This is a genomic window from Geodermatophilus sp. FMUSA9-8 (assembly GCF_037034165.1).
In the GTDB taxonomy this organism is placed as follows: Bacteria; Actinomycetota; Actinomycetes; order Mycobacteriales; family Geodermatophilaceae; genus Geodermatophilus; species Geodermatophilus nigrescens.
The window spans coordinates 144,951-169,527 of the sequence record NZ_JBAGKE010000005.1 but is presented as its reverse complement, the minus strand read 5'-3'; the positions used below and the strand labels follow the sequence as shown (position 1 = coordinate 169,527).

25 protein-coding genes and 1 riboswitch are annotated in these 24,577 nt (G+C 78.0%); of the genes, 12 read left to right on the top strand and 13 right to left on the bottom strand.

The window, feature by feature from the left end:
• Window positions 1–103 precede the first annotated feature (103 nt).
• Window positions 104–433 carry a tetratricopeptide repeat protein gene (locus WA616_RS12510; RefSeq protein WP_336030243.1) on the top strand — a complete coding sequence of 110 codons (330 nt, stop codon included), beginning with the start codon at window positions 104–106 and terminating at the stop codon, window positions 431–433.
• 95 nt (window positions 434–528) lie between these two features.
• A complete protein-coding gene (locus tag WA616_RS12505) occupies window positions 529–2,394 on the top strand; it encodes an ABC transporter ATP-binding protein (protein WP_336030490.1) in 1,866 nt (621 codons plus the stop codon).
• Window positions 2,395–2,398: 4 nt separating this feature from the next.
• On the opposite strand, the gene WA616_RS12500 is transcribed toward WA616_RS12505, so the two are convergent.
• Entirely contained in the window at window positions 2,399–2,851 is a 453-nt protein-coding gene (locus tag WA616_RS12500) for a nitroreductase family deazaflavin-dependent oxidoreductase (RefSeq protein ID WP_336030242.1), read from the bottom strand.
• Window positions 2,848–3,552 carry a hemerythrin domain-containing protein gene (locus WA616_RS12495; RefSeq protein ID WP_336030241.1) on the bottom strand — a complete coding sequence of 235 codons (705 nt, stop codon included), beginning with the start codon at window positions 3,550–3,552 and terminating at the stop codon, window positions 2,848–2,850. Before WA616_RS12495 ends, WA616_RS12500 begins: the two co-directional genes overlap by 4 nt.
• Window positions 3,553–3,610: 58 nt before the next feature.
• On the opposite strand from WA616_RS12495, the gene WA616_RS12490 reads away from it, so the two are divergent.
• The 4 genes from WA616_RS12490 (at window position 3,611) to WA616_RS12475 (ending at window position 8,795) form a co-directional block, all read left to right on the top strand.
• The gene (locus tag WA616_RS12490) at window positions 3,611–4,240 is read left to right on the top strand and encodes a TetR/AcrR family transcriptional regulator (RefSeq protein ID WP_336030240.1); all 630 of its coding nucleotides are present in this window, start codon (window positions 3,611–3,613) and stop codon (window positions 4,238–4,240) included.
• A 43-nt stretch (window positions 4,241–4,283) separates the two neighbouring features.
• Window positions 4,284–4,661 carry a YunG family protein gene (locus WA616_RS12485; protein ID WP_336030238.1) on the top strand — a complete coding sequence of 126 codons (378 nt, stop codon included), beginning with the start codon at window positions 4,284–4,286 and terminating at the stop codon, window positions 4,659–4,661.
• A gap of 71 nt (window positions 4,662–4,732) precedes the next feature.
• Window positions 4,733–4,800, top strand: a riboswitch (cobalamin riboswitch).
• Window positions 4,801–4,852: 52 nt separating this feature from the next.
• On the top strand, window positions 4,853–8,470 hold the full coding sequence (cobN, locus tag WA616_RS12480) for a cobaltochelatase subunit CobN (RefSeq protein WP_336030236.1): 3,618 nt from the start codon (window positions 4,853–4,855) through the stop codon (window positions 8,468–8,470).
• Window positions 8,471–8,555: 85 nt separating this feature from the next.
• Window positions 8,556–8,795 (top strand): hypothetical protein, encoded by a 240-nt coding sequence (locus tag WA616_RS12475; protein ID WP_336030234.1) that lies wholly within the window; start codon window positions 8,556–8,558, stop codon window positions 8,793–8,795.
• A 71-nt stretch (window positions 8,796–8,866) separates the two neighbouring features.
• On the opposite strand, the gene WA616_RS12470 is transcribed toward WA616_RS12475, so the two are convergent.
• Genes WA616_RS12470 through WA616_RS12460 form a run of 3 tightly spaced genes read right to left on the bottom strand, consistent with a single transcriptional unit; the run spans window position 8,867 to window position 10,754 of the window.
• Window positions 8,867–9,676 (bottom strand): adenosylcobinamide-GDP ribazoletransferase, encoded by an 810-nt coding sequence (locus WA616_RS12470; RefSeq protein WP_336030232.1) that lies wholly within the window; start codon window positions 9,674–9,676, stop codon window positions 8,867–8,869.
• Complete coding sequence (gene cobU, locus WA616_RS12465; RefSeq protein WP_336030230.1) at window positions 9,673–10,194, bottom strand: bifunctional adenosylcobinamide kinase/adenosylcobinamide-phosphate guanylyltransferase; 522 nt, start codon at window positions 10,192–10,194, stop codon at window positions 9,673–9,675. Before cobU ends, WA616_RS12470 begins: the two co-directional genes overlap by 4 nt.
• On the bottom strand, window positions 10,191–10,754 hold the full coding sequence (locus WA616_RS12460) for a histidine phosphatase family protein (protein WP_336030228.1): 564 nt from the start codon (window positions 10,752–10,754) through the stop codon (window positions 10,191–10,193). The genes cobU and WA616_RS12460 overlap by 4 nt, the downstream gene beginning before the upstream one ends.
• A 64-nt stretch (window positions 10,755–10,818) precedes the next feature.
• Here WA616_RS12460 and WA616_RS12455 point away from each other — a divergent pair, with 64 nt between their 5' ends.
• Both WA616_RS12455 and WA616_RS12450 read left to right on the top strand, forming a co-directional pair.
• A complete protein-coding gene (locus WA616_RS12455) occupies window positions 10,819–11,610 on the top strand; it encodes an oxidoreductase (RefSeq protein WP_336030227.1) in 792 nt (263 codons plus the stop codon).
• Between the two features lie 42 nt (window positions 11,611–11,652).
• Entirely contained in the window at window positions 11,653–12,621 is a 969-nt protein-coding gene (locus WA616_RS12450) for an aldo/keto reductase (RefSeq protein ID WP_336030226.1), read from the top strand.
• A gap of 2 nt (window positions 12,622–12,623) precedes the next feature.
• On the opposite strand, the gene WA616_RS12445 is transcribed toward WA616_RS12450, so the two are convergent.
• The gene (locus tag WA616_RS12445; RefSeq protein ID WP_336030225.1) at window positions 12,624–13,475 is read right to left on the bottom strand and encodes an HAD family hydrolase; all 852 of its coding nucleotides are present in this window, start codon (window positions 13,473–13,475) and stop codon (window positions 12,624–12,626) included.
• Between the two features lie 127 nt (window positions 13,476–13,602).
• Here WA616_RS12445 and ssd point away from each other — a divergent pair, with 127 nt between their 5' ends.
• From ssd to WA616_RS12425, 4 genes are read left to right on the top strand one after another with little or no spacing between them, the layout of a single operon-like run.
• Window positions 13,603–14,703, top strand: coding sequence for a septum site-determining protein Ssd (gene ssd, locus WA616_RS12440; protein WP_336030224.1), 1,101 nt, complete (start codon window positions 13,603–13,605; stop codon window positions 14,701–14,703).
• Complete coding sequence (locus tag WA616_RS12435) at window positions 14,700–15,842, top strand: TadA family conjugal transfer-associated ATPase (protein WP_336030222.1); 1,143 nt, start codon at window positions 14,700–14,702, stop codon at window positions 15,840–15,842. The genes ssd and WA616_RS12435 overlap by 4 nt, the downstream gene beginning before the upstream one ends.
• Entirely contained in the window at window positions 15,839–16,651 is an 813-nt protein-coding gene (locus WA616_RS12430) for a type II secretion system F family protein (RefSeq protein ID WP_336030220.1), read from the top strand. Before WA616_RS12435 ends, WA616_RS12430 begins: the two co-directional genes overlap by 4 nt.
• Complete coding sequence (locus WA616_RS12425) at window positions 16,648–17,385, top strand: type II secretion system F family protein (protein ID WP_336030219.1); 738 nt, start codon at window positions 16,648–16,650, stop codon at window positions 17,383–17,385. Before WA616_RS12430 ends, WA616_RS12425 begins: the two co-directional genes overlap by 4 nt.
• A 4-nt stretch (window positions 17,386–17,389) precedes the next feature.
• Here WA616_RS12425 and WA616_RS12420 read toward each other — a convergent pair whose 3' ends face one another.
• The 7 genes from WA616_RS12420 to WA616_RS12390 all read right to left on the bottom strand — a co-directional run bounded on the left by WA616_RS12420 (window position 17,390) and on the right by WA616_RS12390 (window position 24,490).
• Entirely contained in the window at window positions 17,390–18,148 is a 759-nt protein-coding gene (locus WA616_RS12420; RefSeq protein WP_336030218.1) for a PIG-L deacetylase family protein, read from the bottom strand.
• Between the two features lie 130 nt (window positions 18,149–18,278).
• Window positions 18,279–18,806 carry a hypothetical protein gene (locus WA616_RS12415; RefSeq protein WP_336030216.1) on the bottom strand — a complete coding sequence of 176 codons (528 nt, stop codon included), beginning with the start codon at window positions 18,804–18,806 and terminating at the stop codon, window positions 18,279–18,281.
• A 117-nt stretch (window positions 18,807–18,923) separates the two neighbouring features.
• On the bottom strand, window positions 18,924–19,664 hold the full coding sequence (locus WA616_RS12410) for an HAD family hydrolase (RefSeq protein ID WP_336030214.1): 741 nt from the start codon (window positions 19,662–19,664) through the stop codon (window positions 18,924–18,926).
• Window positions 19,661–20,812, bottom strand: a complete 1,152-nt coding sequence (gene wecB / locus WA616_RS12405; RefSeq protein WP_336030212.1) for a non-hydrolyzing UDP-N-acetylglucosamine 2-epimerase — start codon at window positions 20,810–20,812, stop codon at window positions 19,661–19,663. Before wecB ends, WA616_RS12410 begins: the two co-directional genes overlap by 4 nt.
• Window positions 20,809–21,879: an ATP-grasp domain-containing protein gene (locus WA616_RS12400; protein WP_336030210.1), complete on the bottom strand. Its 1,071-nt coding sequence runs from the start codon at window positions 21,877–21,879 to the stop codon at window positions 20,809–20,811. Before WA616_RS12400 ends, wecB begins: the two co-directional genes overlap by 4 nt.
• Window positions 21,876–23,078 (bottom strand): exosortase/archaeosortase family protein, encoded by a 1,203-nt coding sequence (locus WA616_RS12395; RefSeq protein WP_336030208.1) that lies wholly within the window; start codon window positions 23,076–23,078, stop codon window positions 21,876–21,878. The genes WA616_RS12400 and WA616_RS12395 overlap by 4 nt, the downstream gene beginning before the upstream one ends.
• On the bottom strand, window positions 23,075–24,490 hold the full coding sequence (locus tag WA616_RS12390) for a glycosyltransferase (RefSeq protein WP_336030207.1): 1,416 nt from the start codon (window positions 24,488–24,490) through the stop codon (window positions 23,075–23,077). Before WA616_RS12390 ends, WA616_RS12395 begins: the two co-directional genes overlap by 4 nt.
• Between the last annotated feature and the right edge of the window lie 87 nt (window positions 24,491–24,577).

Sequence of the window (24,577 nt, the reverse complement as noted above, 5' to 3'; positions counted from 1 at the left end):
CGGATGCAGTTGGTTCCGTCCTTCCTCGTCCGTTTGTCCGCCGGGCGTGTCGCCGCCGGGAGCACCGCGGGAAGACCGGAGGGCCCCGCGCCGTTCCGCGGGCGTGACCCAGCCGTTCGAGACCGACCTGCACTCCGACTACCTGCGCGCCGACCTGTTCTTCTCCATGGGGCAGCCGGTCGAGGCCGCGCGGATCCTCGAGCCGCTCGTGGCGGCCGAGCCGGGCAACGAGGCGGCGCTGGAGCTCCTGGCGCGCAGCTACTTCGGCTCGGCGCAGCTGCAGCGCTCCGAGGACGCGCTGCGCCGGCTCGTCGCGCTGGCGCCTGCCAACGGGTGGGCCCGCCGCGCGCTGGCCCGCACGCTCGAGCGCCAGAGCCGCGGCGACGAGGCCGTGCCGCACCACCGCATGGCCGACGCCCTGGGCGCCGCCTGACCGTTCTCGCCGGACCGGCGGCCGACCGTCCTTGCTGGACCCGGGAGAGAGGTTGACCTGAAGTCGACCTGAGGTCCTAGCGTCGCCGCGTGAGCATGGAGATGACGGCGTGGTCGGCGCTCTCGCGGGCCTCCCACGCGCGGTCCGACCGGCGGGCGATCAGCCGGGCGACGCTGCGGCGGGTGCTGACCCACGCCCGCCCGCACCGCGCGCGGATCACCGCCTACGTGGCCGTCGGCGTCGTCGAGGCGGTGCTCGCCGTCGCCACGCCGCTGCTGGCCGGGCGGGTGGTCGACGCGATCGTCGACGGCGGCGAGACCGGCACCGTCGTCCGGCTGGCCCTGCTCATCGCCGTCCTCGCCCTGGCGGGGACGGCGCTGGGCCTGCTCGGCCGGTGGCTGTCGGCCACGCTCGGCGAGGGGCTGATCCTCGACCTGCGCACCGCCGTGTTCGACCACGTGCAGCGGATGCCGGTGGCCTTCTTCACCCGCACGCGCACCGGCGCGCTGGTGTCCCGGCTCGACAACGACGTCCTCGGGGCCCAGCGCGCCTTCAGCGACACCCTGTCCGGGATCGTCAGCAACACCGTCACGCTGCTGCTCGCGCTCGTCGCCATGCTCACGCTGTCGTGGCAGGTGACGGTCCTGGCGCTGCTCCTGCTGCCGGTGTTCCTGCTGCCCGCGCGCCGGATCGGCGCGCAGCTGGCCGACCTGCGACGGGTGGCCGCCGAGGCCAACGCGGCGATGACCGGCCAGACGACGGAGCGCTTCTCCGCGCCCGGCGCCACGCTGGTCAAGCTCTACGGCCGTCCCTCGGCGGAGTCGGCGCGGTTCGCCGCGCGGGCGCGGGCGGTGCGCGACGTCGGCGTCCGGACGGCGATGGTGCAGTGGGCGTTCATCAGCGCGCTGACGCTGGTGTCGGCGCTGGCGCTCGCCCTGGTCTACGGCGTCGGGGGCGCCTCGGCGCTGCGCGGCGACCTCGACCCGGGCGCCGTCGTCGCGCTGGCCCTGCTGCTCACCCGGCTCTACGCGCCGCTGACCGCCCTGGCGAGCGCGCGGGTCGACGTCGCCTCGGCGCTGGTGAGCTTCGAGCGGGTCTTCGAGGTCCTCGACCTGGTCCCGCTGGTGCGCGAGCGGCCCGGCGCCGTCGCCGTCCCCGACGGGCCGGTCGCGGTGGAGTTCGACGGCGTCACCTTCGCCTACCCGGCCGCCGACCGCGTCTCGCTGGCCTCGCTGGAGGACGTCGCCCGGCTCGACGGCCGCGGCGGGACCGACGTGCTGCACGACGTCTCGTTCACCGTGCGGCCGGGCGAGGTGCTGGCGATCGTCGGCTCCTCCGGCGCCGGCAAGTCCACGATCGCCGCACTGCTGCCGCGCCTCTACGACGTCGACGCCGGCGCCGTGCGGCTCGGCGGGGTCGACGTGCGCGACCTGACCGCCGACTCGATCCGCGCCACCATCGGCCTGGTCACCCAGGACGGCCACCTGTTCCACGAGTCGCTGCGGGACAACCTGCGGCTCGCCGCCCCCGGCGCGACCGACGCGGAGCTCCTCGACGCGCTCGACCGGGCGCGGCTCGGGGACCTGGTGCGGGCGCTGCCCGAGGGCCTGGACACCGTCGTCGGCGAGCGCGGCTACCGCTTCTCCGGCGGCGAGCGGCAGCGGCTGACCATCGCCCGGCTGCTGCTCGCCCGCCCGCGGGTGGTGCTGCTCGACGAGGCCACCGCGCACCTCGACGCCACCAGCGAGGCCGCCGTCCAGGAGGCGCTCGACGAGGCGCTGGACGGGCGGACGGCGATCGTCATCGCCCACCGCCTGTCCACCGTCCGCGCCGCCGACCAGATCCTCGTGCTCGAGCACGGCCGGGTGGTCGAGCGCGGCCGGCACGAGGAGCTGCTCGCCCTCGGCGGCCGCTACGCCGAGCTGTACCGCACCCAGTTCGGGCAGCCGGTGCCCGCCTGACCGCTCAGTCCGCGGGGGACAGCCGCACCACGGCGATCCGGCGCGACACCCTCGCCTGGTAGCCGTCGTACCCGTCGAAGCGGGCGCTCAGGGCCGCCCACAGCCGGGGCCGGTCGGCGTCGTCGACCTCGCTCGCGGTGACCGCCCACCGCCGGCCGCGGACCTCGACCTCCCCGCGCGGGTCGGCCCGCAGGTTGCGCCACCACTGGGGCTCGGCGTCGATGCCGCCGTTGGACGCGGCGACGACGACGTCCGCCCCGTCGCGCACGTGCAGCAGCGGCGTCGAGCGCGGCTGCCCCGACACCCGGCCGCGGCAGGTCACCAGGACGACGTCGCCGCCGCGGAACCGGTTGCCCAGCCGCCCGCCGGTGCGGCGCAGCAGCGCGGTGTGCAGCGCGGCGACGTGGCGGGACAGCACGGTGGCCGCCCGGTCGGCGCGGGAGAGGGGAGCGGTCACCGGGCGGTCCCGAACGCGCGGGCGTCGGCGCGGGCGGCGCGGCGGCCGAGGAACCGGGCGACGGCGAGCATCGCCGGGTGCGGCACGGGCAGGCGGCCGACGACGTCGTCGGGGATGGCCGACACCGTCCAGCCCAGCGCGCCGAGCATCTCGTGCGGGCGGTACTCCTTCGAGAACACCTCGCGCTCGAGCCGCTCCCAGTCCTCCGGCGTGAGGTGCCGCTGCACCTGCTCCATGCCGTCGCTCTCCTCGTGGGCGAGGTGGGCGGCCAGCCCGTCCCGCAGCGCCACGGCCTGCGCGGCCAGCTCCGCGCGGGTGGCGGCGTCCCCGCGGCCGGCGGCCAGCTCCCGCAGGCCCGCGGCGACGGCGGCCAGCGCCGGGTCGATGCCCGCGTGCTCGGCCTCCAGCGCGTCGAGGACGGCCGGGTCGGCGCCGCGCTCGGCGAGCAGCGGCCACAGTCCGGCGTCCTCGCCGGAGTGGTGGGCGTGCAGGTAGCGCGCGAACCGGGCGAAGCGGCGGGACAGCCGGCGCCAGCGGGCCCGGTCGGCCACCGGGACGGCGGGGACGACGGCGGCGAACGCCTCGAGGTCGCGCCGGAAGCCGCGGTGCATGACGAACATGCCCACGAGGTCGATGGGGCCGTCGGGGGCGGCGGCCTGGCCCTCGAGGCGGATCTGCACGGGGTGCGTGGTGGTGGTCACCGGTGGTCCTTTCGGTTGAGTGCCGGTCAGATGAACAGCGGCACGGTATGGTGGACCGGTGACGGAGAGCAAGAGGATCTACCGCTCCGATCTGCGCCAGGAGCAGGCCCGGCGCACGCGCGTCCAGGTGCTGGAGGCGGCCACCCGCTGCTTCCTCGAACGGGGCTACGCGGCCACGACCATGCGGGAGGTCGCCGAGGCGGCCGGCGTCTCGGTGCCCACGGTCTTCGCCCAGGGCGGGAAGGCCGCGCTGCTGCTCGCCTGCGTCGACCGGGCGCTGGTCGGCTCCGACGAGGAGCGCGCCGTCCGCGAGCTCGGGCCCTTCGCCGACCTGCTCGCCGCGCCCGACCGGGCCGGCCGGCTCGCCGCCCTGCACCGGCTGGCGTCGCAGAGCGCGGCCGGCACGCTCGCGATGCAGGACGCCTTCGCCGCGGCGGCCGCCGCCGACCCGGAGGTCGCCGGGCCCTACGCCGAGTACGAGCGGCGCCGCCGCGCCGACATGACCGTGCTCGTGCGGGCGTTCGCCGACGACCTGCGCGACGACCTCGACCTGGAGTCCGCCGTCGACGTCTTCTGGTCGGTCTTCTCCCCGGCGACGCAGTCCCGGCTGATCCGCGGCTGTGGCTGGCCGCCGCAGCGCTACGCCGACTGGCTGCCCGGCGCGGTCGAGCGCCTGCTGCTGCGCTGAGCGCGTCGTCCCCGCGTCGTCCCCGGCTGGCAGGGTGCCGCCCGTGCCCACGCTCGACGAGGTGACCGCCGCCGTCCGCGCCGCCTGGTGCCGGGAGACCTGCGACCCGGCCGACGTGGCCGACTGGACGCCGGGCGACCCCGCGCGCGGGCAGTGCGGCCCCACCGCCCTGCTGCTGCACCACCTGTTCGGCGGGGACCTGCTGCTGGCCGAGGTGCTGCACCCCGACGGCTCCCGGCAGGGCGTGCACTGGTGGAACCGGCTGCCCGACGGCCGGGAGGTCGACCTCACGCTCGAGCAGTTCGCACCCACCGAGACGGTGCAGGCGCCACGCGTCGTCGCCCGGCCCCCCGGGCTGCCCGGCTACGCGGCCGACCAGTACCTGCGGCTGCGGGCGGCGGTGCTGACCCGGCTCCGCTAGACGTGCCCGGCTGGAAGTGCCGGGCGCCCGGCGGCCGGGCGGTACCGTCGCCTGATCACGGCAGTGCGTGCAGGAAGCCGGTGGAAACCCGGCGCGGTCCCGCCACTGTGACCCCGGGCGACCGGGGGAGCCAGACACTCCGGCTGCCGTGCCCGACGACCCGGGGCGCGGACCCCGAGTGAGGAAGCGGCGTGTTCGTCCTGCTCTCCACCAGCGACACCGACCTGCTCTCCGCCCGCGCCAGTGGCGCCGACTGGCGGCTGGGCAACCCCGTCCGGCTCGGCGCCGACGGGATCGCGGTGCTGACCGAGGGGGCGGAGCTCGTCGTCGTCCGGATCCTCGGCGTGCGGCGGCAGTACGAGGAGATGCTCGCGCCCCTGCTCGCCGGGCCCGCGCCGGTCGTCGTCCTCGGCGGGGAGCAGGTGCCCGACGCCGAGCTGATGGAGCTGTCCACCGTCCCGATGGGCGTGGCCACCGAGGCGCACGGCTACCTGGCGCAGGGCGGGCCGGACAACCTCGTGCAGCTGCACCGGTTCCTCTCCGACACCGTGCTGCTCACCGGCGAGGGCTTCGAGCCGCCGTCGGTGGCGCCGGACTGGGGCGTGCTCGAGCGGCCGGCGCGCCGCGGGGACGGCCCGCGGATCGCCGTCCTCTACTACCGGGCCCACCACCTGGCCGGGAACACCGCGTTCGTCGAGGCGCTGTGCTCCGCGGTCGAGGACGCCGGCGGGCAGGCGCTGCCGGTGTTCGTCAGCTCGCTGCGCAGCGTCCCGGCCGACCTGCTCGACGTGCTGCGCACCGCCGACGCGCTCGTCGTCACGGTGCTCGCCGCCGGCGGCTCCCGCCCGGCCACCGCGCAGGCCGGCGGCGACGACGGCGCCTGGGACGTCGGCCAGCTCGCCGCGCTCGACGTGCCCGTCGTCCAGGGGCTGTGCCTCACCCGCCCGCGCGCGGAGTGGCTGGCCGACGACGACGGCCTCTCGCCGCTCGACGTCGGCAACCAGGTCGCCATCCCCGAGTTCGACGGCCGGCTGATCAGCGTGCCGTTCTCCTTCAAGGAGACCGACGCCGACGGCCTGACGCACTACGTCGCCGACCCCGAGCGGGCGGCGCGGGTGGCCGGCACCGCGGTGGCGCACGCCCGGCTGCGGCACACGCCGCCGGCCGAGCGCCGGGTCGTGCTGATGCTGTCGGCCTACCCGACCAAGCACGCGCGGATCGGCAACGCCGTCGGTCTGGACACCCCGGCGTCGGTGGTGCGGCTGCTGGCCGCCATGCAGGGGCAGGGCTACGACATCGGCCCGTTCGACGGGCCCGGCGCGCTGCCCGGCGTCGCCGACCTGGACGGCGACGCGCTGTTCCACGCCCTGATCGCCGCGGGCGGGCAGGACGCCGACTGGCTGACCGAGGAGCAGCTGTCGGGCAACCCGGTGCGCATCCCGGCCGCGGAGTACCGGCGCTTCTTCGACACGCTGCCGCAGGACCTCCGCGACGCGATGGTCGAGCACTGGGGCGAGGCGCCCGGCTCGCTGTTCGTGGACGGCGGCGACATCGTCTTCGCGGCGCTGCGCGCCGGCAACGTCGTCGTGATGGTGCAGCCGCCGCGCGGCTTCGGCGAGAACCCGATCGCGATCTACCACGACCCCGACCTGCCGCCCTCGCACCACTACCTGGCCGCCTACTGGTGGCTGCGGTCGGAGTTCGGCGCGCACGCGCTGGTCCACGTCGGCAAGCACGGCAACATGGAGTGGCTGCCGGGCAAGACGGTCGGGCTGTCGGCCTCCTGCGGGCCCGACGCCGCGATCGGCGACCTGCCGCTGGTCTACCCGTTCCTGGTCAACGACCCGGGCGAGGGTTCGCAGGCCAAGCGCCGCGCGCACGCCACGCTGGTGGACCACATGGTGCCGCCGATGGCCCGCGCCGACTCCTACGGCGACATCGCCCGGCTGGAGCAACTGCTCGACGAGCACGCCAACGTGGCGGCGATGGACCCGGCGAAGCTGCCCGCCGTCCGAGCGCAGATCTGGACGCTGCTGCAGGCCGCCAGGCTCGACCACGACCTGGGGCTGGCCGAGCGGCCGGAGGACGACCACTTCGACGAGATGATCCTGCACGTCGACGGCTGGCTCTGCGAGATCAAGGACTCGCAGATCCGCGACGGCCTGCACGTCCTCGGCGTCCCGCCGTCGGGCTCCGACCGGGTGGACCTGGTGCTGGCGATGCTGCGGGCGCGGCAGATCTGGGGCGGCGCGGTGGCGCTGCCCGGGCTGCGCGAGACGCTGGGGCTGACCGAGGACGGCACCGCCGGACGCGCGGCCACCGACGCCGTGGAGGCGCAGGCCGAGGCGCTCGTCGCGGGCATGGAGGACGCCGGCTGGACGATCGGCGCCGTCGGCCCGGTGGTGCGCGAGGTGCTCGGGCGCGAGGACGAGGGCGTCGCGGCGGTGCTGCGGTTCGCCGTCGACGAGGTGGTGCCGCGGCTGGAGCGGACCACCGACGAGCTCGACGCCACGCTGCACGCCCTCGACGGCGGGTACGTGCCGGCCGGGCCGTCGGGCTCGCCGCTGCGCGGGCTGGTCAACGTGCTCCCGACCGGGCGGAACTTCTACTCGGTCGACCCGCGCGCGGTGCCCTCGCGGCTGGCGTGGGAGACGGGCCAGGCGATGGCCGACTCGCTGCTCGAGCGCTACCGCGCCGACACGGGGGAGTGGCCGCGCTCGGTCGGGCTGTCGGTGTGGGGGACCTCGGCGATGCGGACCTCCGGCGACGACGTCGCCGAGGTGCTGGCGCTGCTGGGCGTCCGCCCGGTGTGGGACGACGCCTCGCGGCGGGTGACGTCGTTGGAGGCGGTGCCGCTGTCCGAGCTCGGCCGGCCGCGGATCGACGTCACCGTGCGCATCTCGGGCTTCTTCCGGGACGCCTTCCCGCACGTGGTGACCATGCTCGACGACGCCGTGACGCTCGTGGCGGGGCTCTGCTCGGAGTCCGACGACGAGAACTACGTGAAGGCCCACGTGGACGCCGACGTCGCCGGGCACGGCGACCGGCGGCGGGCCACCGCGCGGGTGTTCGGCTCCAAGCCCGGCGCCTACGGGGCGGGGCTGCTCTCGCTCATCGACTCCCGCGACTGGCGCGGCGACGCCGACCTCGCCGAGGTCTACGCGGTGTGGGGCGGCTACGCCTACGGCCGCGACCTCGACGGCGTGCAGGCGCGGCCGGACATGGAGGCGGCGTACCGGCGGATCGCGGTGGCGGCGAAGAACGTCGACACCCGCGAGCACGACATCGCCGACTCCGACGACTACTTCCAGTACCACGGCGGGATGGTGGCCACCGTCCGCGCGCTGACCGGGCGCGCGCCGGCGGCCTACATCGGCGACTCGACCCGGCCCGAGCAGGTGCGCACCCGGTCGCTGACCGAGGAGACCTCGCGGGTGTTCCGGGCGCGGGTGGTCAACCCGAAGTGGCTGTCGGCGATGCGCCGGCACGGCTACAAGGGCGCCTTCGAGCTGGCCGCGACCGTCGACTACCTGTTCGGCTACGACGCCACGACCGGCGTGGTGGCCGACTGGATGTACGAGAAGCTCACCGAGACCTACGTGCTCGACCCGGAGAACCGCGAGTTCATGGAGCGGTCCAACCCCTGGGCGCTGCACGGGATCGCCGAGCGGCTGCTGGAGGCGGTCGACCGCGGTATGTGGGCCGAGCCGGACCCGGAGCTGCTGGCCGGGCTGCGGCAGGCCTACCTCGACACGGAGGGCGACCTCGAGGGCGGCGAGACCCCGGCCCAGTCGGGCGCGCCGGCCTGAGGCGGTCCGGTCGCGGAGGGTGACGGCGCGCGGTACCGGTTCGTGAACGATGCGGTCCGCGGTCCCGGCCGGGTACCGGACGCCCATGGGCATCCTCAACCGACTCCTGGGCACTGCTGAGACCACGGCTCGTCGCGGAGCCGCCGGGGGCCGCGCCGCCGCGGGCCGCGCGACCACCGGCCGGGGCATGGCCTCCGGCCGCGGCATGGGCCGCACCCGCATGGCGACGGGCACCCCGAGCCGCCGGATGGGCCGCGGCACGCCGACCACCGCGGCATCGGGCGGGCTGGGCCGCCTGCTCGGCTCGCTGACCGGCCGGCGCTGACGAAGGACCCCGCTGCCCCCCACCGCTCGCACGCTCGCGGCGGGACCCTGCAGCGGGGCCGTTCCAGCACGTCACCACCCGGCGGCGGCGACCAGCAGCACGACGGTCGCCGCCGCCTCGCCCATCGCCCCCATCACGTCGCCGGTGACCCCGCCGAGGCGGGCCGTCGCGCGGGCGCGCACGGCCTCGGCCGCGAGCAGGCCCGCTCCCGTCGCGCCGGCCAGCGCCGCCGCGGTCCCGGTCCCGCCGGCCGCCCAGCCCGCACCGGCCGCGCCGGCGAGCACCAGTCCGACCCAGCCGGCGAACCACGGCACCGAGACCGTGCCGGCGACCGCCCGGCCCAGCGCCGATCCCTCCGCCGTCGCGACGCCGGGCAGGCCCGTGCGGGCCATCGCCAGCCGGGCCACCACGACCGCGGCCCAGAGCGCCACCCAGCCGCCGTCCGCCGCGAGCAGCGCCGCGCCGGCCGCCGCCTGCAGCAGCAGCACGAGGACGAGCGTCACCACGCCGAACGGGCCGACGTCGCCCTGGTGCATCACCTGGAGCGCCCGCTCCCGGCCGCGCAGCGGGCCGAGCCCGTCGGCGGTGTCGGCCAGGCCGTCGAGGTGCAGCGCCCGGGTGAGCCAGGCGAGCACGGCGAGCGCCGCCACGGCCCCGGCGAGCGGTGACACCAGGTGCACGCCGAGCACCCCCGCACCGGCCGCGGCCCCGCCGAGCGCCAGCCCGACCAGCGGCGCCCACGGCAGCACGCCGCGCGTCGACGTCGTCCCCGCCGCGGGCACCCGCAGCACGGTGAGCAGCGCGGCGGACTCCAGCGGGCCGGCCCACCGCGGCCGGCTGCCCGGGGGCCGCTCCGGCGGCTGCTCCGGCGGCGCGGTCACCGCAGCCGCTGCGGCAGCCCGGCGACGACGAACCACACCTCGTCGGCGGTGCCGGCCAGCCGCTGGTTGACCTCGCCGAGGGTGTCGCGGAACAGTCGGCCGGCGCGTGACTCGGGCACCACCCCGAGGCCCACCTCGTCGCTGACCGCCACCACGTGCGCCGGCGTCATCGCCCAGGCGTTCACTAGCGCGTCGACCCGCCCGGCCAGCCGGTCGAGGGCGCCGGGCTCGTCGGTCCACACGCCGGTCTCGTCCATGAGGGCGGCCACCCAGGTGGTCACGCTGTCGACGAGCACCGTGCCGCCGCGGAGCAGGTCGCTCGGCGCGGTCGTCTCCAGCGTCGTCCAGCCGGCCGGGCGGCGGGCCCGGTGCTCGGCGACCCGCCGCGCCCACTCCTCGTCGCCCGGCGCGGGCGCGGAGGTGGCCAGGTAGACGACGTCGGCCCGGCCGGCCACCAGCGACTCGGCGTGCGCGGACTTGCCCGACCGTGAGCCGCCGAGCACGAGCACCCTGCTCACGCGGCCGGCACCGCCGGCAGCTCGAGGCGCGTCACCGTGCCGTTGTGCGGCGTTACCGCGGGCATCTCCGCGGGGCCGAATCCCGCCGCCACCGCCTGCGCGGCCCGGATGGTGTCGCCGTGCGTCACCAGCGCGACGACGTCGGCCGGCGGGCGCGCCGTCAGCCCGGCCAGCAGGCCGCCGACCCGCGCGTGCAGCTGCGCGAGGCTCTCCCCGCCCTCGGCCGACCAGTGCGGGTCGGTCCAGTCGACGACGTCCCACAGCTCGCGCGACGGGCGGCCCTCGAGCACGCCGTAGCCCTGCTCGCGCAGCGCGGGGGTGGTGGTGAAGGACAGGCCCGTGGCGGCGGCGCAGTGCTCGGCGGTCTGCACGGCGCGGCGCAGGTCGCTCGACAGCATCGCCCCGGGCCGGAGCGCGGCCAGCTCGCGGGCGGCGCCGGCAGCCTGCCGGTGCCCGAGCTCGGTGAGCGGCACGTGCGCGGTCTGGCCCTGCATGAGCCCGGCGGCGTTCCACTCGCTCTGGCCGTGGCGGACGAGGAGGAGGGTGAGCGGGCGCGCCATGGTGGTCGCCGAGCGTAGGGCAGGCGGCGGCGGGCGCCCGCGCCGGTGCTCGTACCGTCGGGTGGTGACCATTCCCGTCCGTCCCGGCGCCGGCCGCCCCGCCCCCCGGGCCGCCGCCGGCCCCGACCCGCTGGCCCCGCTGCTCGACCTGCCCGGCGTCCGGGAGGCCGCCGACGCCGCGCGCGCGGGCATCGACCGGCTGCTGGCGCACCGGCTGATGCGCAACCGGTCGGCCGAGGTGAGCACCGAGTCCGCGCTGCGCGGCGCCCGCGCCTCGGCGGCCCTCGACGGGGTCGACGTGCCGCTGGCCGAGCTGCGCGCGGGCTCGGTCGAGGACCCGGTGGTGCAGGGGTCGCTGCGGGTGTCGGTCGGGCTGGGCGCGATGGTCGACACCTGGGCCCGGGCGCCCGGGCAGGTGCTCGCCCGCCTGCACGTGCTGGCCGCCGCCGACCTCGCCGACCGTGCTGCGCTCGGCCGGCCCGCCCCGCACGCGGGACCGCGGTTGAACGGGCTGTTCCAGCTGGTCACCGGCACGTCGACGGTGCCTGCGGTGCTGATCGCCGGGCTGGTGCACGGGGAGCTGGCGGCACTGGCCCCCTTCGGCACGGCCGACGGCGTGGTCGCCCGCGCGGCCGGCCGGCTCACCACCATCGGCCGGGGCCTGGACCCCAAGGCGGTGTCGGTGCCCGAGGTCGGCTTCCTCGAGCTCGGCGTCCAGGCCCACCGCGACGCGGTGGCCGGCTACGCCTCCGGCGGGCCCGACGGCGTCGCCGCGTGGCTGGTGCACTGCTGTCGGGCCACCGAGCTCGGCGCCCGGGAGGGCCTGGCGATCGCCGAGGCGATCCTGCGCGGCTGAGCTCCGCCTGCGGCCGCCGCAGTGCCGGGGGACAGTGGCGGCATGCGCACCCTCGACGTCGACGGCCTGGGCCCGGTCGGCCGCATCGGTCTGGGCACCTGGCAGTTCGGCTCCCGCGAGTGGGGCTACGGCGAGGGCTACGCCTCGGGTGCGGCGGGACAGATCGTGCGGCGGGCCCTCGACCTCGGCGTCACGCTCTTCGACACCGCCGAGGTGTACGGCTTCGGCCGCAGCGAGCGGATCCTCGGCGAGGCGCTGGGCGACCGGCGCGGCGACGTCGTCGTCGCCTCCAAGCTCTTCCCCGTCGCGCCCTTCGCGCCCGTCGTGCGCAACCGGCTGGCCGGCAGCGCCCGGCGGCTCGGGCTGGAGAGGCTGCCGCTGTACCAGGTGCACCAGCCCAACCCGCTGGTCCCCGACACCGTCACCATGACGGGCCTGCGGTCGCTGCTCGACGAGGGCCGGATCGGCGCCGTCGGCGTCTCCAACTACTCCCTCGACCGCTGGCGGACCGCCGACGCCGCGCTCGGCCGGCCGGTCATCAGCAACCAGGTGCACTTCTCGCTGGCGAAGCCCGCCGCGCTCGACGACCTCGTGCCCTTCGCCGAGCGCGAGGGGCGCGTGGTCATCGCCTACAGCCCGCTGGCGCAGGGGCTGCTCGGTGGCCGTTACGGACCCGACAACCGGCCCGGCGGCGTGCGGGCGGCCAACCCGCTCTTCGGCACGGAGAACCTGCGCCGCGTGCAGCCGCTGCTCGACGTGCTGCGCGAGGTCGCCGGCGCCCACGGCGTGCGGCCCGGGACGATCGCCCTGGCCTGGCTGGTGTCGCTGCCGCAGGTCGTGGTGATCCCCGGGGCGTCGAGCGTGGAGCAGGTGGAGGCGAACGCGGCGGCCGGCGAGATCGAGCTGCGCGCGGACGAGCGCGAGGCCCTGACGTCCGCGGCGCGGGCGTTCACCCCGGTGTCGGGCGCGCGGACCCTCGTCGACGGCGTGCGGGAGCGGCTGGGCGTCTGACCTCAGGCGCCGCGGCGACGGCGGCGTCCGGGCGGGACCGGGACGGCGACGGCCGTCGCGCCCTCGACGACGCGCAGCGCCCGCCGGCGGGCGTACCAGGCGATCCCCGCCACCGCGGCGCCGACGCCCATGGCCGCGCCGGTGACCACGGGGACCGGCGGCACGGCGAAGCGGCTGCGCATCGAGACCGGCCGGGTGAACTCCAGCACCGGCCAGCCGCGCTCGGCCGCCACCTTCCGCAGCGCGCGGTCGGGGTTGACGGCCGTGGGGTGCCCGACGGCGGCGAGCATCGGCAGGTCGGTGACCGAGTCGCTGTAGGCGTAGCAGTCGGCGAGGTCGTAGCCGCTCTCGGCGGCCACCTGCCGCATCGCCTCGGCCTTGTTCTCGCCGTAGGCGTAGAACTCGATCTCCCCGGTGTAGCGGCCGCCGGCCCGCACCATGCGGGTGGCCACCACCCGGTCGGCGCCGAGCATCTCGCCGATCGGCCCGACCATCTCCGCGCCGCTGCTGGAGACGATGACGATCTCCCGGCCGGCCGCCCGGTGGAACTCGATGAGGTCGGCGGCCTCGGCGTAGACCAGCGGGTCGACGATCTCGTGCAGGGTCTCGCTGACGATCTCGTGCACCGTCGCGACGTCCCACCCGGTGGCCATCCGGGTGATCTGGGCGCGCATCCGCTCCATCTGCTGCGCGTCGGCGCCGGCGAGGGAGAAGACGAACTGCGCGTAGGCGCCCTTGAGCACGGCGCGCCGGTTGATCAGCCCGCCCGCAAAGAAGGGGCGGCCGAAGGCCAGGGTGCTGGACTTGGCGATGACCGTCTTGTCCAGGTCGAAGAACGCCGCGGCGCGGGTCACAGTTCACGACTGTAAGCGGACGACAGGGGGCCGACGGGCTCCCGCGCGCCGTCCACACCCGTCCGGGTCATCCACAGGTCGCGGCTCCGGTCGTCCCGGGCCGCCCGGCCGCGCTGGGCTCGGGCGCGTGCCCCCACGTCCCGTCCCGCCCCCGTCCCGCCCGCTCGTCGTCAGCGCCGACGAGGACCTCCTCGACGACGTCCTGCGGGTGCTCGCCGCCGCGGGCACCGAGCCCGAGGTCGCCACCGGCGGCCCGGCGCTGCGACGCGCCTCCCGCGAGGCCGGGCTGGTGCTGCTCGGCGCCGACGTCCTCGGCGCGCCCGCGGTCCGGGCGCTGCCGCGCCGGCTCGGCGTGGTCGTGGTCGCCGGCGGCCCCTTGACCGCGCCGGCCTGGGCGGCCGCGGTGGAGCTCGGCGCCGAGCGCGTCGCCGTCCTCCCCGACGACGAGGCGTGGCTCGCCGCCCGCGCCGCGGAGGCGGTGCGCTCGCCGGTGGAGCGCGGCCCGCTGCTGGTCGTGGGCGGCAGCTGCGGCGGCGCGGGCGTCAGCACGCTGGCCACCGCCCTCGCGCTCACCGCCGCGGAGGACGCCGGCGGGGCGCTGCTGGTCGACGCCGATCCGTGGGGCGGCGGGCTGGACCTGCTGCTCGGCGCCGAGGACGTCGACGGGCTGCGCTGGCCCGCGCTGGCCGGGGTGCGCGGCCGGGTCGCCGGCGACGCGCTGCTGGCCGCCCTCCCGGAGGCCGGCGGCGTCACCGTGCTCCCCGCCGCCCGGGAGGACGCGGTCCCGGTGCCGGTCGAGGCGCTGACCGCGGTCGTCGACGCCGCGCGCGCGTGCGGCCGGCCGGTGGTGGTCGACCTGCCCCGCCCGGCCGGCCCCGACGACGCCGCGGCCGCCGCCGTCCTGGCCGGGGCGGACCTCGCGGTCCTCGTCGTGCCGGCCCGGCTGCGTGCCGTCACCGCCGCCCGCATGCTGCTGGCCGGGTCGCCCGCGGAGCCGTCCCCGTGGCGGAGGGCCGGGGTCGTGGTGCGGGACGTCCCGGGCGGCCTGTCGGCGGCGGAGGTCGCGGCGGCCACCGGCGCCCCGGTGCTCGCCGTGCTCGGCCACGACCGCGGCGCCGTCGACCGCGGCGAGCGGGGCGTGCCACCGGCGGTGTCGCCGCGCAGCCCGCTCGGGGCGGTCACCCGCCGGCTGCTCGGCGGGCTCCCGACGCCGGAGCGGGCGGCGTGAGCGCGCTGCCGCTGGTCGAGCGGGTCCGCGCGCGGCTGGCGCTGGAGCCGGGACCGCCCAGCCGCGCCGCCGTCGCCGCGCTCGTCCGCGACGAGGCGGGGCTGCTCGGCGACACCGAGGTGCTCGACGCCGTGCGGGACGCGGTCGCCGAGCTGGCCGGGGCGGGACCGCTGGAGGCGCTGCTGCGCGAGCCGGGCGTCACCGACGTGCTGGTCAACGGGCCGGCGCACGTGTGGGTGGACCGGGGCGGCGGCCTCGAGCGCGCCGCCGTCCGCTTCCCCGACGAGGACGCCGTCCGCCGGCTCGCGGTGCGGCTGGCCGCCAGCGCGGGCCGCCGGCTCGACGACGCCGCGCCCTGGGTCGACGCCGGGCTTCCCGACGGCACCCGCCTGCACGCGGTGCTGCCGCCGGTCTCGGGCGGGGGCACCTGCCTGTCGCTGCGGGTGCTGCGCCGCGCCAGCCTGGGCCTCGGCGACCTCGCCGCCCGCGGGACGCTGCCCGGGGAGTCGGCCCGCCTGCTGCGCGCGGTGCTGCGGGCGCGGCTGGCCTTCCTCGTCACCGGCGGCACCGGCTCGGGCAAGACGACGCTGCTCGCGGCGCTGCTCGGCGAGCTGCCGGCGGGGGAGCGGCTGGTGCTGTGCGAGGACGCGCCGGAGCTCGCGCCGGTCCACCCGCACGTCGTCCGGCTGCTCACCCGGCCGGCCAACGTGGAGGGCGCCGGGCAGGTGACGCTGCGCGACCTGGTCCGCCAGGCCCTGCGGATGCGTCCCGACCGGCTCGTCGTCGGCGAGGTGCGCGGCGCCGAGGTCACCGACCTGCTCGCCGCCCTCAACACCGGCCACGACGGCGGCTGCGGCACCCTGCACGCCAACCGGCCCGGGGAGGTGCCCGCCCGGCTGGAGGCGCTCGGGGTGGCCGCGGGGCTCGACCGGCGGGCGGTGCACAGCCAGGCCGCGGCCGCGCTCGCGGTCGTCGTGCACCTGCGGCGCACCGCGGCCGGCCGGCGGGTGGAGGAGATCGGCGTCGTCCGCCGCGACGGGGACTGGATCGCGGTCGACGCCGGCTGGCGGGCCGACGGCGGTCCGTGCCCGGGCGCGGAGCGGCTGGCCGCGCTGCTCCACGGCGGGGTGGCCGGGTGAGCGCGGCGCTGCTGCTGACCGCCGGGGCGCTGCTCCTGTGGCCCGGCGCGGTCACCCGGCGGCGCTCCCGGCTGCGGCGCCTGGTGCGCCCCCGGGGTACCCCGGCTACTCGCCCGGCCGCGCTGCCGCGCGCCGCCTGGCCGCTGCCCGCCGCGCTGCTCGCCGGGGCGGCCGGCTCCCTCGCCGCGACGCCGCTGGTCGGGGCCCTCGCCGCAGCGGGCGCGGCCGGCGCGGTCCGGGGGCTGGCCCGCGCCCGGGACCGGCGCGCCGCGGAGGAGCGGCTGGACGGGCTGACCGACGCCCTCGCGGCGCTGTCCGCGGAGCTGCGCGGCGGGCGCCCGCCCGAGGACGCGGCCGGGGCGGCCGTGGCCGGGTGCACCGACGCCGGGGTGGCCGACGGGCTCGCCCGGGCGCTGCGGGCCCCGGCGGCGGTCGGGCCGGGCGCGACGGACCTCGACCGGGCGCTGGCGCGGGTGGCCGCGGCGGTGCTGCTCAGCGCGCGGACCGGCTGCTCCCTGGCGGCCGTCGTCGCGGCGGTGGAGGACGACCTGCGGGCCCGCCGCCGGCAGCGCCAGGAGCTGCGGTCGGTGACCGCCGGCCCGCGGGCCAGCGCCGCCCTGCTCGCCGGCCTGCCACTGCTGGCGCTGGCCATGGGCAGCGGCATCGGCGCCGACCCGTGGTCCGTGCTCACGACTACCGGCGCCGGGCAGGTGCTGCTGGTCCTCGGGGTGGCGCTGGAAACGGCGGGGCTGGCCTGGTCGGCGCGGCTGGTCCGGCGGGCGGTCGCGGGACCGGCGGCCGCGGCGTGAGCGCGGTCCTGGTGTTGCTCGCGGGGGCGCTGCTGGCCTGGCCGTCGGCGGAGGCCCGGCGGGGTGCGCGGGTGCGGGCCGTCGCGGGGGCCTCGCGGCGGGCGACCCCGCCCGCCCGGCCCGAGGCGGAGCCGGTGCCGGGTCCGGCGCCGGGTGTGGTGCGGCGTCTCGCGCTGCCGGTCACGGCCGGAGCAGCGGTGGCGCTGCTGGTGGGCGACGCGCCGGGGGTGCTGCTCGGGGTCGGCGCCGGCGTGCTGGCCGCCCGGCTGCCGCGGCGGGCGGCCGGGGGCGCGACGGGCGCCGGGACGGGCGCGGACCTGCCGGTGGCCTGCGACCTGCTCGCGGTGTGCCTGGCGGCCGGGGCACCGGTCGGCGCGGCGCTGGCCGCGGTGGCCACGGCGCTGCCCGGCCCCACGGGCGAGGCGCTCGGCGGCGTCGCCGGGCGACTGCGGCTGGGCGCGGCCCCGCTCGCGGCCTGGGCCGGCACCCCGGCGGAGCTCGCGGGGCTCGGCCGGGTGCTGGTGCGGGCCGGGGAGTCGGGGACCCAGGCGGCCGGGGCGCTGCGGGTGCTGGCCGCCGAGACGCGTCAGGCCGCGCGCAGCGACGCCGAGGCCGCGGTCCGGCGGGCCGGCGTGTGGGTGCTCGCGCCGCTGGGCGCCTGCTTCCTGCCGGCGTTCGTCTGCCTCGGCATCGCGCCGATGGTCATCGGCATCGCGGGGCAGGTGTTCGGATGAGCGGTCAGCGGGTCCGGGCGACGGCCGAGCCCGCGAACGACGACGCCGCGTGCGGGGTGAAGGACGGCGCGAGCGACCACGCCGCCGGGACCGCCGAGGGCACCGGGGAGCCCGCCGGGGACAGGTCGAGCACCATGCGGGTCGGCTGGAAGGCCTCCGCGTACCCGATGCGGGCCTGCGCGCCCCAGTGGCGGGCGGAGGCGACGATCGCGTCGGGCTCCACCATGGCCGAGCGCTCCACCTGCGAGGCGTGTGCGGCGAGCGCGGCCAGCTTGCCGGTCAGGTGGGCGGTGACGTCGACGTAGACGGTCGGGGAGAAGGTCAGCGTCGAGGGGCTCTGGTAGTGCAGCACCCGGGGCAGCCGGCGGGCCGCGCCGAGCGTGGCGGCGGCGACGGCGCGGTGGTCCTGGTGGCTGTCGTCGGGGGCGTGCACGTAGACGAGGTCGGCGGCGGTGGCCTCCAGGACCTCCTCGATGCGGCGGATGGCGGCGGAGTCGGCCACGACCTGGCAGTCGACCAGCCCGCCCCACACCAGCCGGGCGCCCATGGCGGCGGCGGCCCGCTCCTGCTCGGCGCGGCGGCCGGTCACCTGGGTGTCGTCCCCGGGGCCGTTCTCGCCGCCGGTCACCACCAGCATGGTCACCCGGTCCCCGGCGGCCACGTGCGCAAGCAGCGCGCCCCCGCAGCCCAGCTCGATGTCGTCGGGGTGCGCCCCGATGGCCAGGACGCTGCGTCCCGTGCTCCGCGTTCCTGCGCCGTCCATCGCCGCCGTCCTGTCCGTGCCGGGGCGGTGGTCCCGCCCGATGCTCTTCCATCGGCGGCCGCGGCCGCCGGGTCCACCGGGACGACCGGCTCCCCCCTCGATGGGGGGAGGACCGGTCGTGCGCGATGTATCAGTCCGCGGGTGCCTCGACGACCCGCGCCCGGCGGCGCTGCGCCGCCCACATGGAGCCACCCGCGACCGCGCCGGAGGCGGCGAGCGCGATGACCATGCCCAGGCCGTTGCCGTCCGCCGGCAGCGGCGTGCCCGAGGGGCAGCGGGTGCTGCCGTCCTTCTTCGCGGTGGCCGTCGTCCCCAGGACGGTCCAGCTCACCGAGGACACCGACGCGGGCACCTGGACCTGGAACGCGCCCGGGTGGTTGCCCGGCGCGAAGGTCGTGACCTGCCGGCCGTCGAACTGGTCCGGGCTCATGTCGTTGTAGCGGCCGACCGGCAGCGAGCCGGTGTACCCGGTGTCGTTGCGGTAGCCGAACACCGCGGTCCAGGTGCCGTTCTGCGCCGGGATGACGCAGGTGACCGACGTCTCCCCGTAGTGGGCGCTCGCCACGCCCGGCGTGGCGAGCACCGCCGCCGCGCCCACGCCGGCGACGACCGCCAGCCGGGTCCCCAGCGACGCGCGCCGCCCCGTGTTGCCTCTCATGTGGCCCCCTTCCGGACCGGGGCGCACTCGGCCCCTCCCGGGGGAGATCGGGAGTGGCCCGCCCGGTCTCCACGCCACCGGGACGGGGGTCCCCCGGAGGAGGGAGGGCGGTCGCGCTCAGTGCGCGGCGGCCACCGCGGAGCCGGTCAGGACGCCGAGCGCGAGCGCCGCGGCGGCCGGGAAGTCGGCGGTGACCGCCCACGCCGGCGGCACGTCCGGTGCGTCCGCGTACTCGCCCTGGCGCACGCGGACCGCCCGCGCACCCACCGCGGCGGCGACGGCGACGTCCTTGCCGGGCCGGTCGCCGATGACCAGCACCCGGTCGGCGGGCACGCCGAGCCGCCCGGCGAGGACGCGCAGGCCCTCGGGCGCGGGCTTGCGGGCGGCCCGCCCGCCGAGCGTGTCGGTGACCAGCACCTCCGCCAGCAGCGGCAGCAGGCCGGTCGCTGCGAGCTTGGCCGCCTGGATGGCCGGGTTGCCGTCGGTCAGGCAGCCCACGGGCACCCCGCGGGCCAGCGCGGCCAGCGCCGCGGCCGCGCCGGGGTAGGGGGCCAGCGCCACCGGCTCGTGCGCCGTGAAGGCGGCGACCAGGGGTGGGACCAGGCCCGGCAGGGCCGCGTCCGGGACGCCGGCGGCGAGCAGCGCTCGGTCGATGGTGCCGCCGCGGTCGGAGCCGGCCGCGAGTTCCCGGACGAGGGCCGCGTGCACCCGGGCGCCGTCCAGGCCGGCGGCGGCGGACGCCCGCCCGACCGCCTCGGCGGCGCCCGCCAGGTAGGCGGCCTGCGGGTAGAGCGTGTCGTCGAGGTCGACCACCACCGCCAGCGGCGGCGGGCCGTCCCAGGCGGGCGCGCCGGTCACCACGGCAGGCGCCCGTCGGTGAAGTCGGGCTCGGTGATCGCCAGAAGCGCGTCGGTGGCCTCGTCGGCGAGCAGCGCCGCGACCTGCGGACCGGTGGTGCCGTCGCCGTAGGGGCAGGGGAGCGCCGCGGCGCGCGCCTGGCCCTCCGGCGAGGTGTGCCGCGCGGCAGCCGCCAGGACCGCGTCGGCGGCGCCGTCGTCGGCCAGGCCCGCCAGGGTGGTGGTGCCGGCCTCCACGCCCTCCCACCGCGGCGTGGACCCCCGCAGCACCACGACGGGCACGCCCAGGTAGGCCGCCTCCTCCTGGATGCCCCCGGAGTCGGTGACCGCCAGGCGAGCCGAGGCCAGCGCCGCGAGCAGCGCGTCGTAGCCGACCGGCCCGCTCAGTGAGATCGCCGGGTGCTCCAGCTCCGCGTCGAGCCCGGTCGCCGCCAGCCGGGCCGCCGTGCGCGGGTGTACCGGGAAGGTCACCGGGCCGACGTCGTCGGCCAGCGAGCGCACCACGCCGACCAGGCGCTTGAGCCGCACTGGGTCGTCGACGTTGGTCGGCCGGTGCGCCGTCACCAGCACCCCGGACCGCTCCGCGACCGGCACCGGGCGCACGCCGCGGGCCACCAGCGTGTCGACCACCGGGTTGCCGACCACGAACACCCGCTCGGCGGGGACGTCCTCGGCGGCGAGGAACGCCGCGGCCCGCCGGGTCGGGGCGAGGTGCAGCGCGGCGACGGCCGCCGCCACCCGGCGGTTGACCTCCTCCACGCTGCGCGCGTTGAGGCTGCGCAGGCCCGCCTCGAGGTGCGCGAACGGGATCCCCGCGCCCCGCGCGGCCAGCGCGTAGGCGGGGACGGTGTTGGTGTCGCCCAGGGCCAGCACGAGGTCGGGCCGGAACCGGGCCACCGCGCGCGCCGCGTCGGCGTGCAGGGCGCCGTACCGGGCCGCGGGGTCGTCGGTCGGCAGGGTGAACCGGCAGGTGGGCGCCAGCCCGAGGGTCTCCTGCAGCCGGGTGGAGAGGTCGGGGTCGGTGTGCTGGCCGGTGTCGACGACGTCGACCCGGTGGCCGGCGGCCACGAGCGCGGTCACCACCGGCGCGAGCTTGACGACCTCCGGCCGGGTGCCGAACGGGACGAGGACGTGCCGGCTGCGGCTCACGCGCGCACCGCCGTGACCGCCGCCGTCGCCTCGCAGGGGTCGGCGACGGGGCTGCCGTCGTCGGCGGTGTACGTCTCGGCGAAGTAGCGGCTCATCCGGACGCCGGGGGTGAACCACAGGTGCGGCAGCCGCGCGTGCGGGTCGCGGATGCCGGCCAGGTGGGCGCTGACGACGTCGGCGCCCGCGGCGAGGGTCAGCGGCAGGCCGCCGGAGAAGCGCGGGTTGATCTCCACGACGCTCGCCCGGCCGTCGTCGGCGACGAAGCCCTGCACGTTGGCCGGGCCGGTCAGCTGCACCGCCTCCAGCGCCGCGGCCACCACGGCGGTGACCTCGGCGGAGTCGAAGGTCGTGCCCTTGACCGAGATGCCGGCGCGGGTGTCGTCGCGCCAGCGGGGCACCACCGTGACCAGCTCGCCGTCGCGGTCGACGAGGGCGTCGGCGGTGAACTCGCGTCCGGTCAGCCGCGACTGGGCGATGAGCGAGGCGTCGCCGTGCATCGCCTCGACCACCTCGGCGCGGGTGTCGAGCAGCCGCACCCCACGGCTGCCCCGTCCGGCGCGCGGCTTGACGACCCACGGTCCGCCGACGGCGGCGAGCCCGGCGGGGGTGTCGGTGGTGGCCGGGTGCGGCACGCCGGCGGCGCGCATCGCCCGGGCGAAGGCGGCCTTGTCGCTGCAGACCCCGACGGCCTCCGGGTCGGGCAGCCAGGTGGCCACCCCGGCGGCGGCGAGGCGGCCCGCGCCCGCGGCGAGGGCGGGCAGCTCCTCGGCCACGGTGCCGATGAGTGCGTCGGCGCCGTGGGCGGTGGCCAGCGCGACCAGGGCGTCGACGAACCGCACGTGGTCGGCCCGCGGGACGACGGCGCCGACGGTGGCCAGGGCGGCGCCCGCGGCGGTCGCGTCGGCGTCCACGCCGACGACGCGGTGGCCGAGGGCCACCAGCCGCCGGACGACCGCCACCCCGGCCGGCCCGCCCGCCCCGGTGACCAGGACGGCGGGGGAGGAGGAGCCGGGGGAGCGGCGGCCGGCCGACGGGGGAGCGGCCGAGGTCGGGAGGGTCGAGGTCACCGGGGCGTCTCCGGGGGGTGCGGGTGGTCGGACGGGCGGGCGAAGGTGCGGGGGGCCTGGGTGCCGGCGGCGTGCGACCGGCGGCCCGGGCCGCCCGCGGGAGCCGTGGCGGGTGCCGGCGGGGGCACCGGGATGCGGGCGACGGCGACCGGGGCCGCCCCGGGCACCGGGCCGCCCGGGGCGGCGTCGGCGGCCGCGCCGTCGAGGGCGGGACGGGCCAGCAGCCAGCCGCGGGCCCACAGCCGCAGGGCGGTCACCCGGTGGTCGGTGACCGGCTCCCACTGGCGGGCGGCGACCGCCTCCGCGAGCGCGTCGAGGACGAGGTGCTCGCGCTCGTAGGTGGCGACGGCGACCAGCGAGGCGCTGTGCGCGCCGAGGCCGTCGGCGGCGAGCTCGCGGATGCGCTCGATGCGCTGGTGGGGCGGCAGGTGCCCGAGGCGGTAGTCGACCCGCGCGGCCTCCCGGCGGGCGGCCAGCCGGGCCGACACCCCGCGCGGCAGCACGTAGCGGTGCATGAGCCCGGTGAGCGTCGTGCGGCGGCGGCGCGCGTCGTCCTCCTCGACGGCCGGCGTCCGGTAGCCGAGCCCCGGCCGGGCCCAGGAGTCGGGGCGGCGGGCGGTGTGCCGGCCGTCGACGTCCTGCTCGGCGCGCTCGGCGGCGGGCAACGTCACCCATACCATGACGAGGAAGCCGCCGAGGGTGGCGACGAGGTTCCAGACGGTGCCCACCCAGTCGTGGAAGAGCACCAGCGCGCCCTCGCCCCAGTACAGCCCGGCGAGCGCCGACAGCAGCAGCCGACCGTGGTTGAGCGCGACGACGGCGACGACGGCGACGAGCAGGCCGCCGAGGGCGTGCGCCTTGCGACCGCGCAGGATGACCGCGGTCAGCGCGACGAGCCCGAGCACCGACAGGACCGACGAGCACGACGCCGTGACGACCGCGTCGATGATCCCGCCGTCGTCTCGGAACAGCAGGACGTGGCCGGGCAGCACGCCCGAGGACCACTCGGGGTCCAGCAGCTCCAGGACGGTCGCGACCGCGCCGGCCTCCAGCACCTGCAGCGGGTGCGACAGCGTGGCGAAGCCGACGACGCAGATCAGCCCGGCGAGGACCAGGTCGGCGACGACGGGCAGCAGCCGCCGCGTCGTGCCGCGCGGGGTCCTGCGCCGCGCGAGGGCCTGTGCGGGTGCGGTGGTCACCGGTCCTCCCCGGGGGACGCGAACGAGCGGGGCCGGGCCGGCGCCTGCGCGGGGACGGCGGCGACCGGCGGCGGCGTCGCGAGCACCGTCGAGGTGGCGCCCGAGCGGGAGGTCTTCACCCAGCTGTAGGGGCGGCCGAGCATGCCGTCGACGTAGGCGCGCGAGGTGATCCAGATGGACAGGGCGAAGGCGGGCAGGAAGCCCAGCAGCCGCCACGCCGAGCGCCGCTCCACCCGGCCGACCAGCAGGCCGACGCACAGCTCGGCGAGCGGGCCGATGAACAGCAGCATCGACAGCGGCAGCAATCCGATGACCGGCAGGTCGCCGACGCCGAAGGCACGCAGCACGGTGAGCAGCAGGCCCAGGCCGCTGAGCACCGGCACGTGGTAGACGCCGAGGAACAGCGTCGTCTCGACCTTCTCCAGCAGCGACAGGTGCGGCGAGCGCATCAGCGGCCGCCAGTAGTCGCGCAGGCACTTCTGGTGGCCCCGGGCCCAGCGGTAGCGCTGCTTCCAGAAGCGCTGGGCGCTGACCACCGCCTCCTCGAAGTCGATGGCCGAGACGTCGTAGCGCACGCGCTGGCCCATGAGCAGGATCCGCAGGGTCAGGTCGGTGTCCTCGGTGACCGTCTCGGGGTTCCACCCGCCGAGGGCGCGCAGCGTCGAGGCGCGCACGGCGCAGTTGGCGCCGCCGTACGCGGGCAGCTCGAACAGCGCCTGGCGGCCGTACTCGTTGACGAGGTAGCCCGACAGGTAGTCGACGAAGACGGTGTTGGCCATCGTCGAGTCCTGGCCGTTGCGGATGACGCAGCGGCCCATGACCGCGCCGACGGAGGGATCGCGGAAGTGCCGCACCAGCCGGCGCAGCGCGGTCGGCTCCGGCTCGTGGTCGGCGTCGAAGACCAGCACGATCTCCGCGTCGACCAGCGCCAGCGCCTCGTTCAACGCGCCGGACTTGCCGCCGCCGGAGCCGGGCGCGCGGTGCAGCACGCGCAGCCGCGGGTCGCGCAGCGCCCAGGCGTCGAGCTTGGCGCCGGTCGCGTCGTCGGAGCCGTCGTCGACCACGACGAGGGTGAGCCGGTCGGTGGGGTAGTCGAGGGCCAGCAGCGCCGCGACCATCCCGTCGACGACCAGCTCCTCGTTCTTGCAGCCGACGAGGACGGCGACCGGCGGCGTGTAGCTGTCCAGACCGACGTCGGCGGCGAGCAGGTCGCGCTCGGCCCAGCGGGCGGCGGCGACGGCGAACGCCAGGTGCCGGCAGAAGTAGACGCCGAAGACGACGTTGAGCGCACCGGCGACGACGCCGAGCGTGGGGCCGATGCCGAAGGCCGCGATCGCGCCCGCGAGGCCGAGCAGGTAGGCGACGAGGACCAGCGGGCGGCCCTCGGGGCGGTCGGCGCCGTGTGCCGCCACGGTCCCTCCTCCCGGCCCGGGTGCGGTGGTGCGGCTGCGCCACCTCATGGCTGGATCGGCAACCGCGCTGTCGTCCTGAAGTGGAAG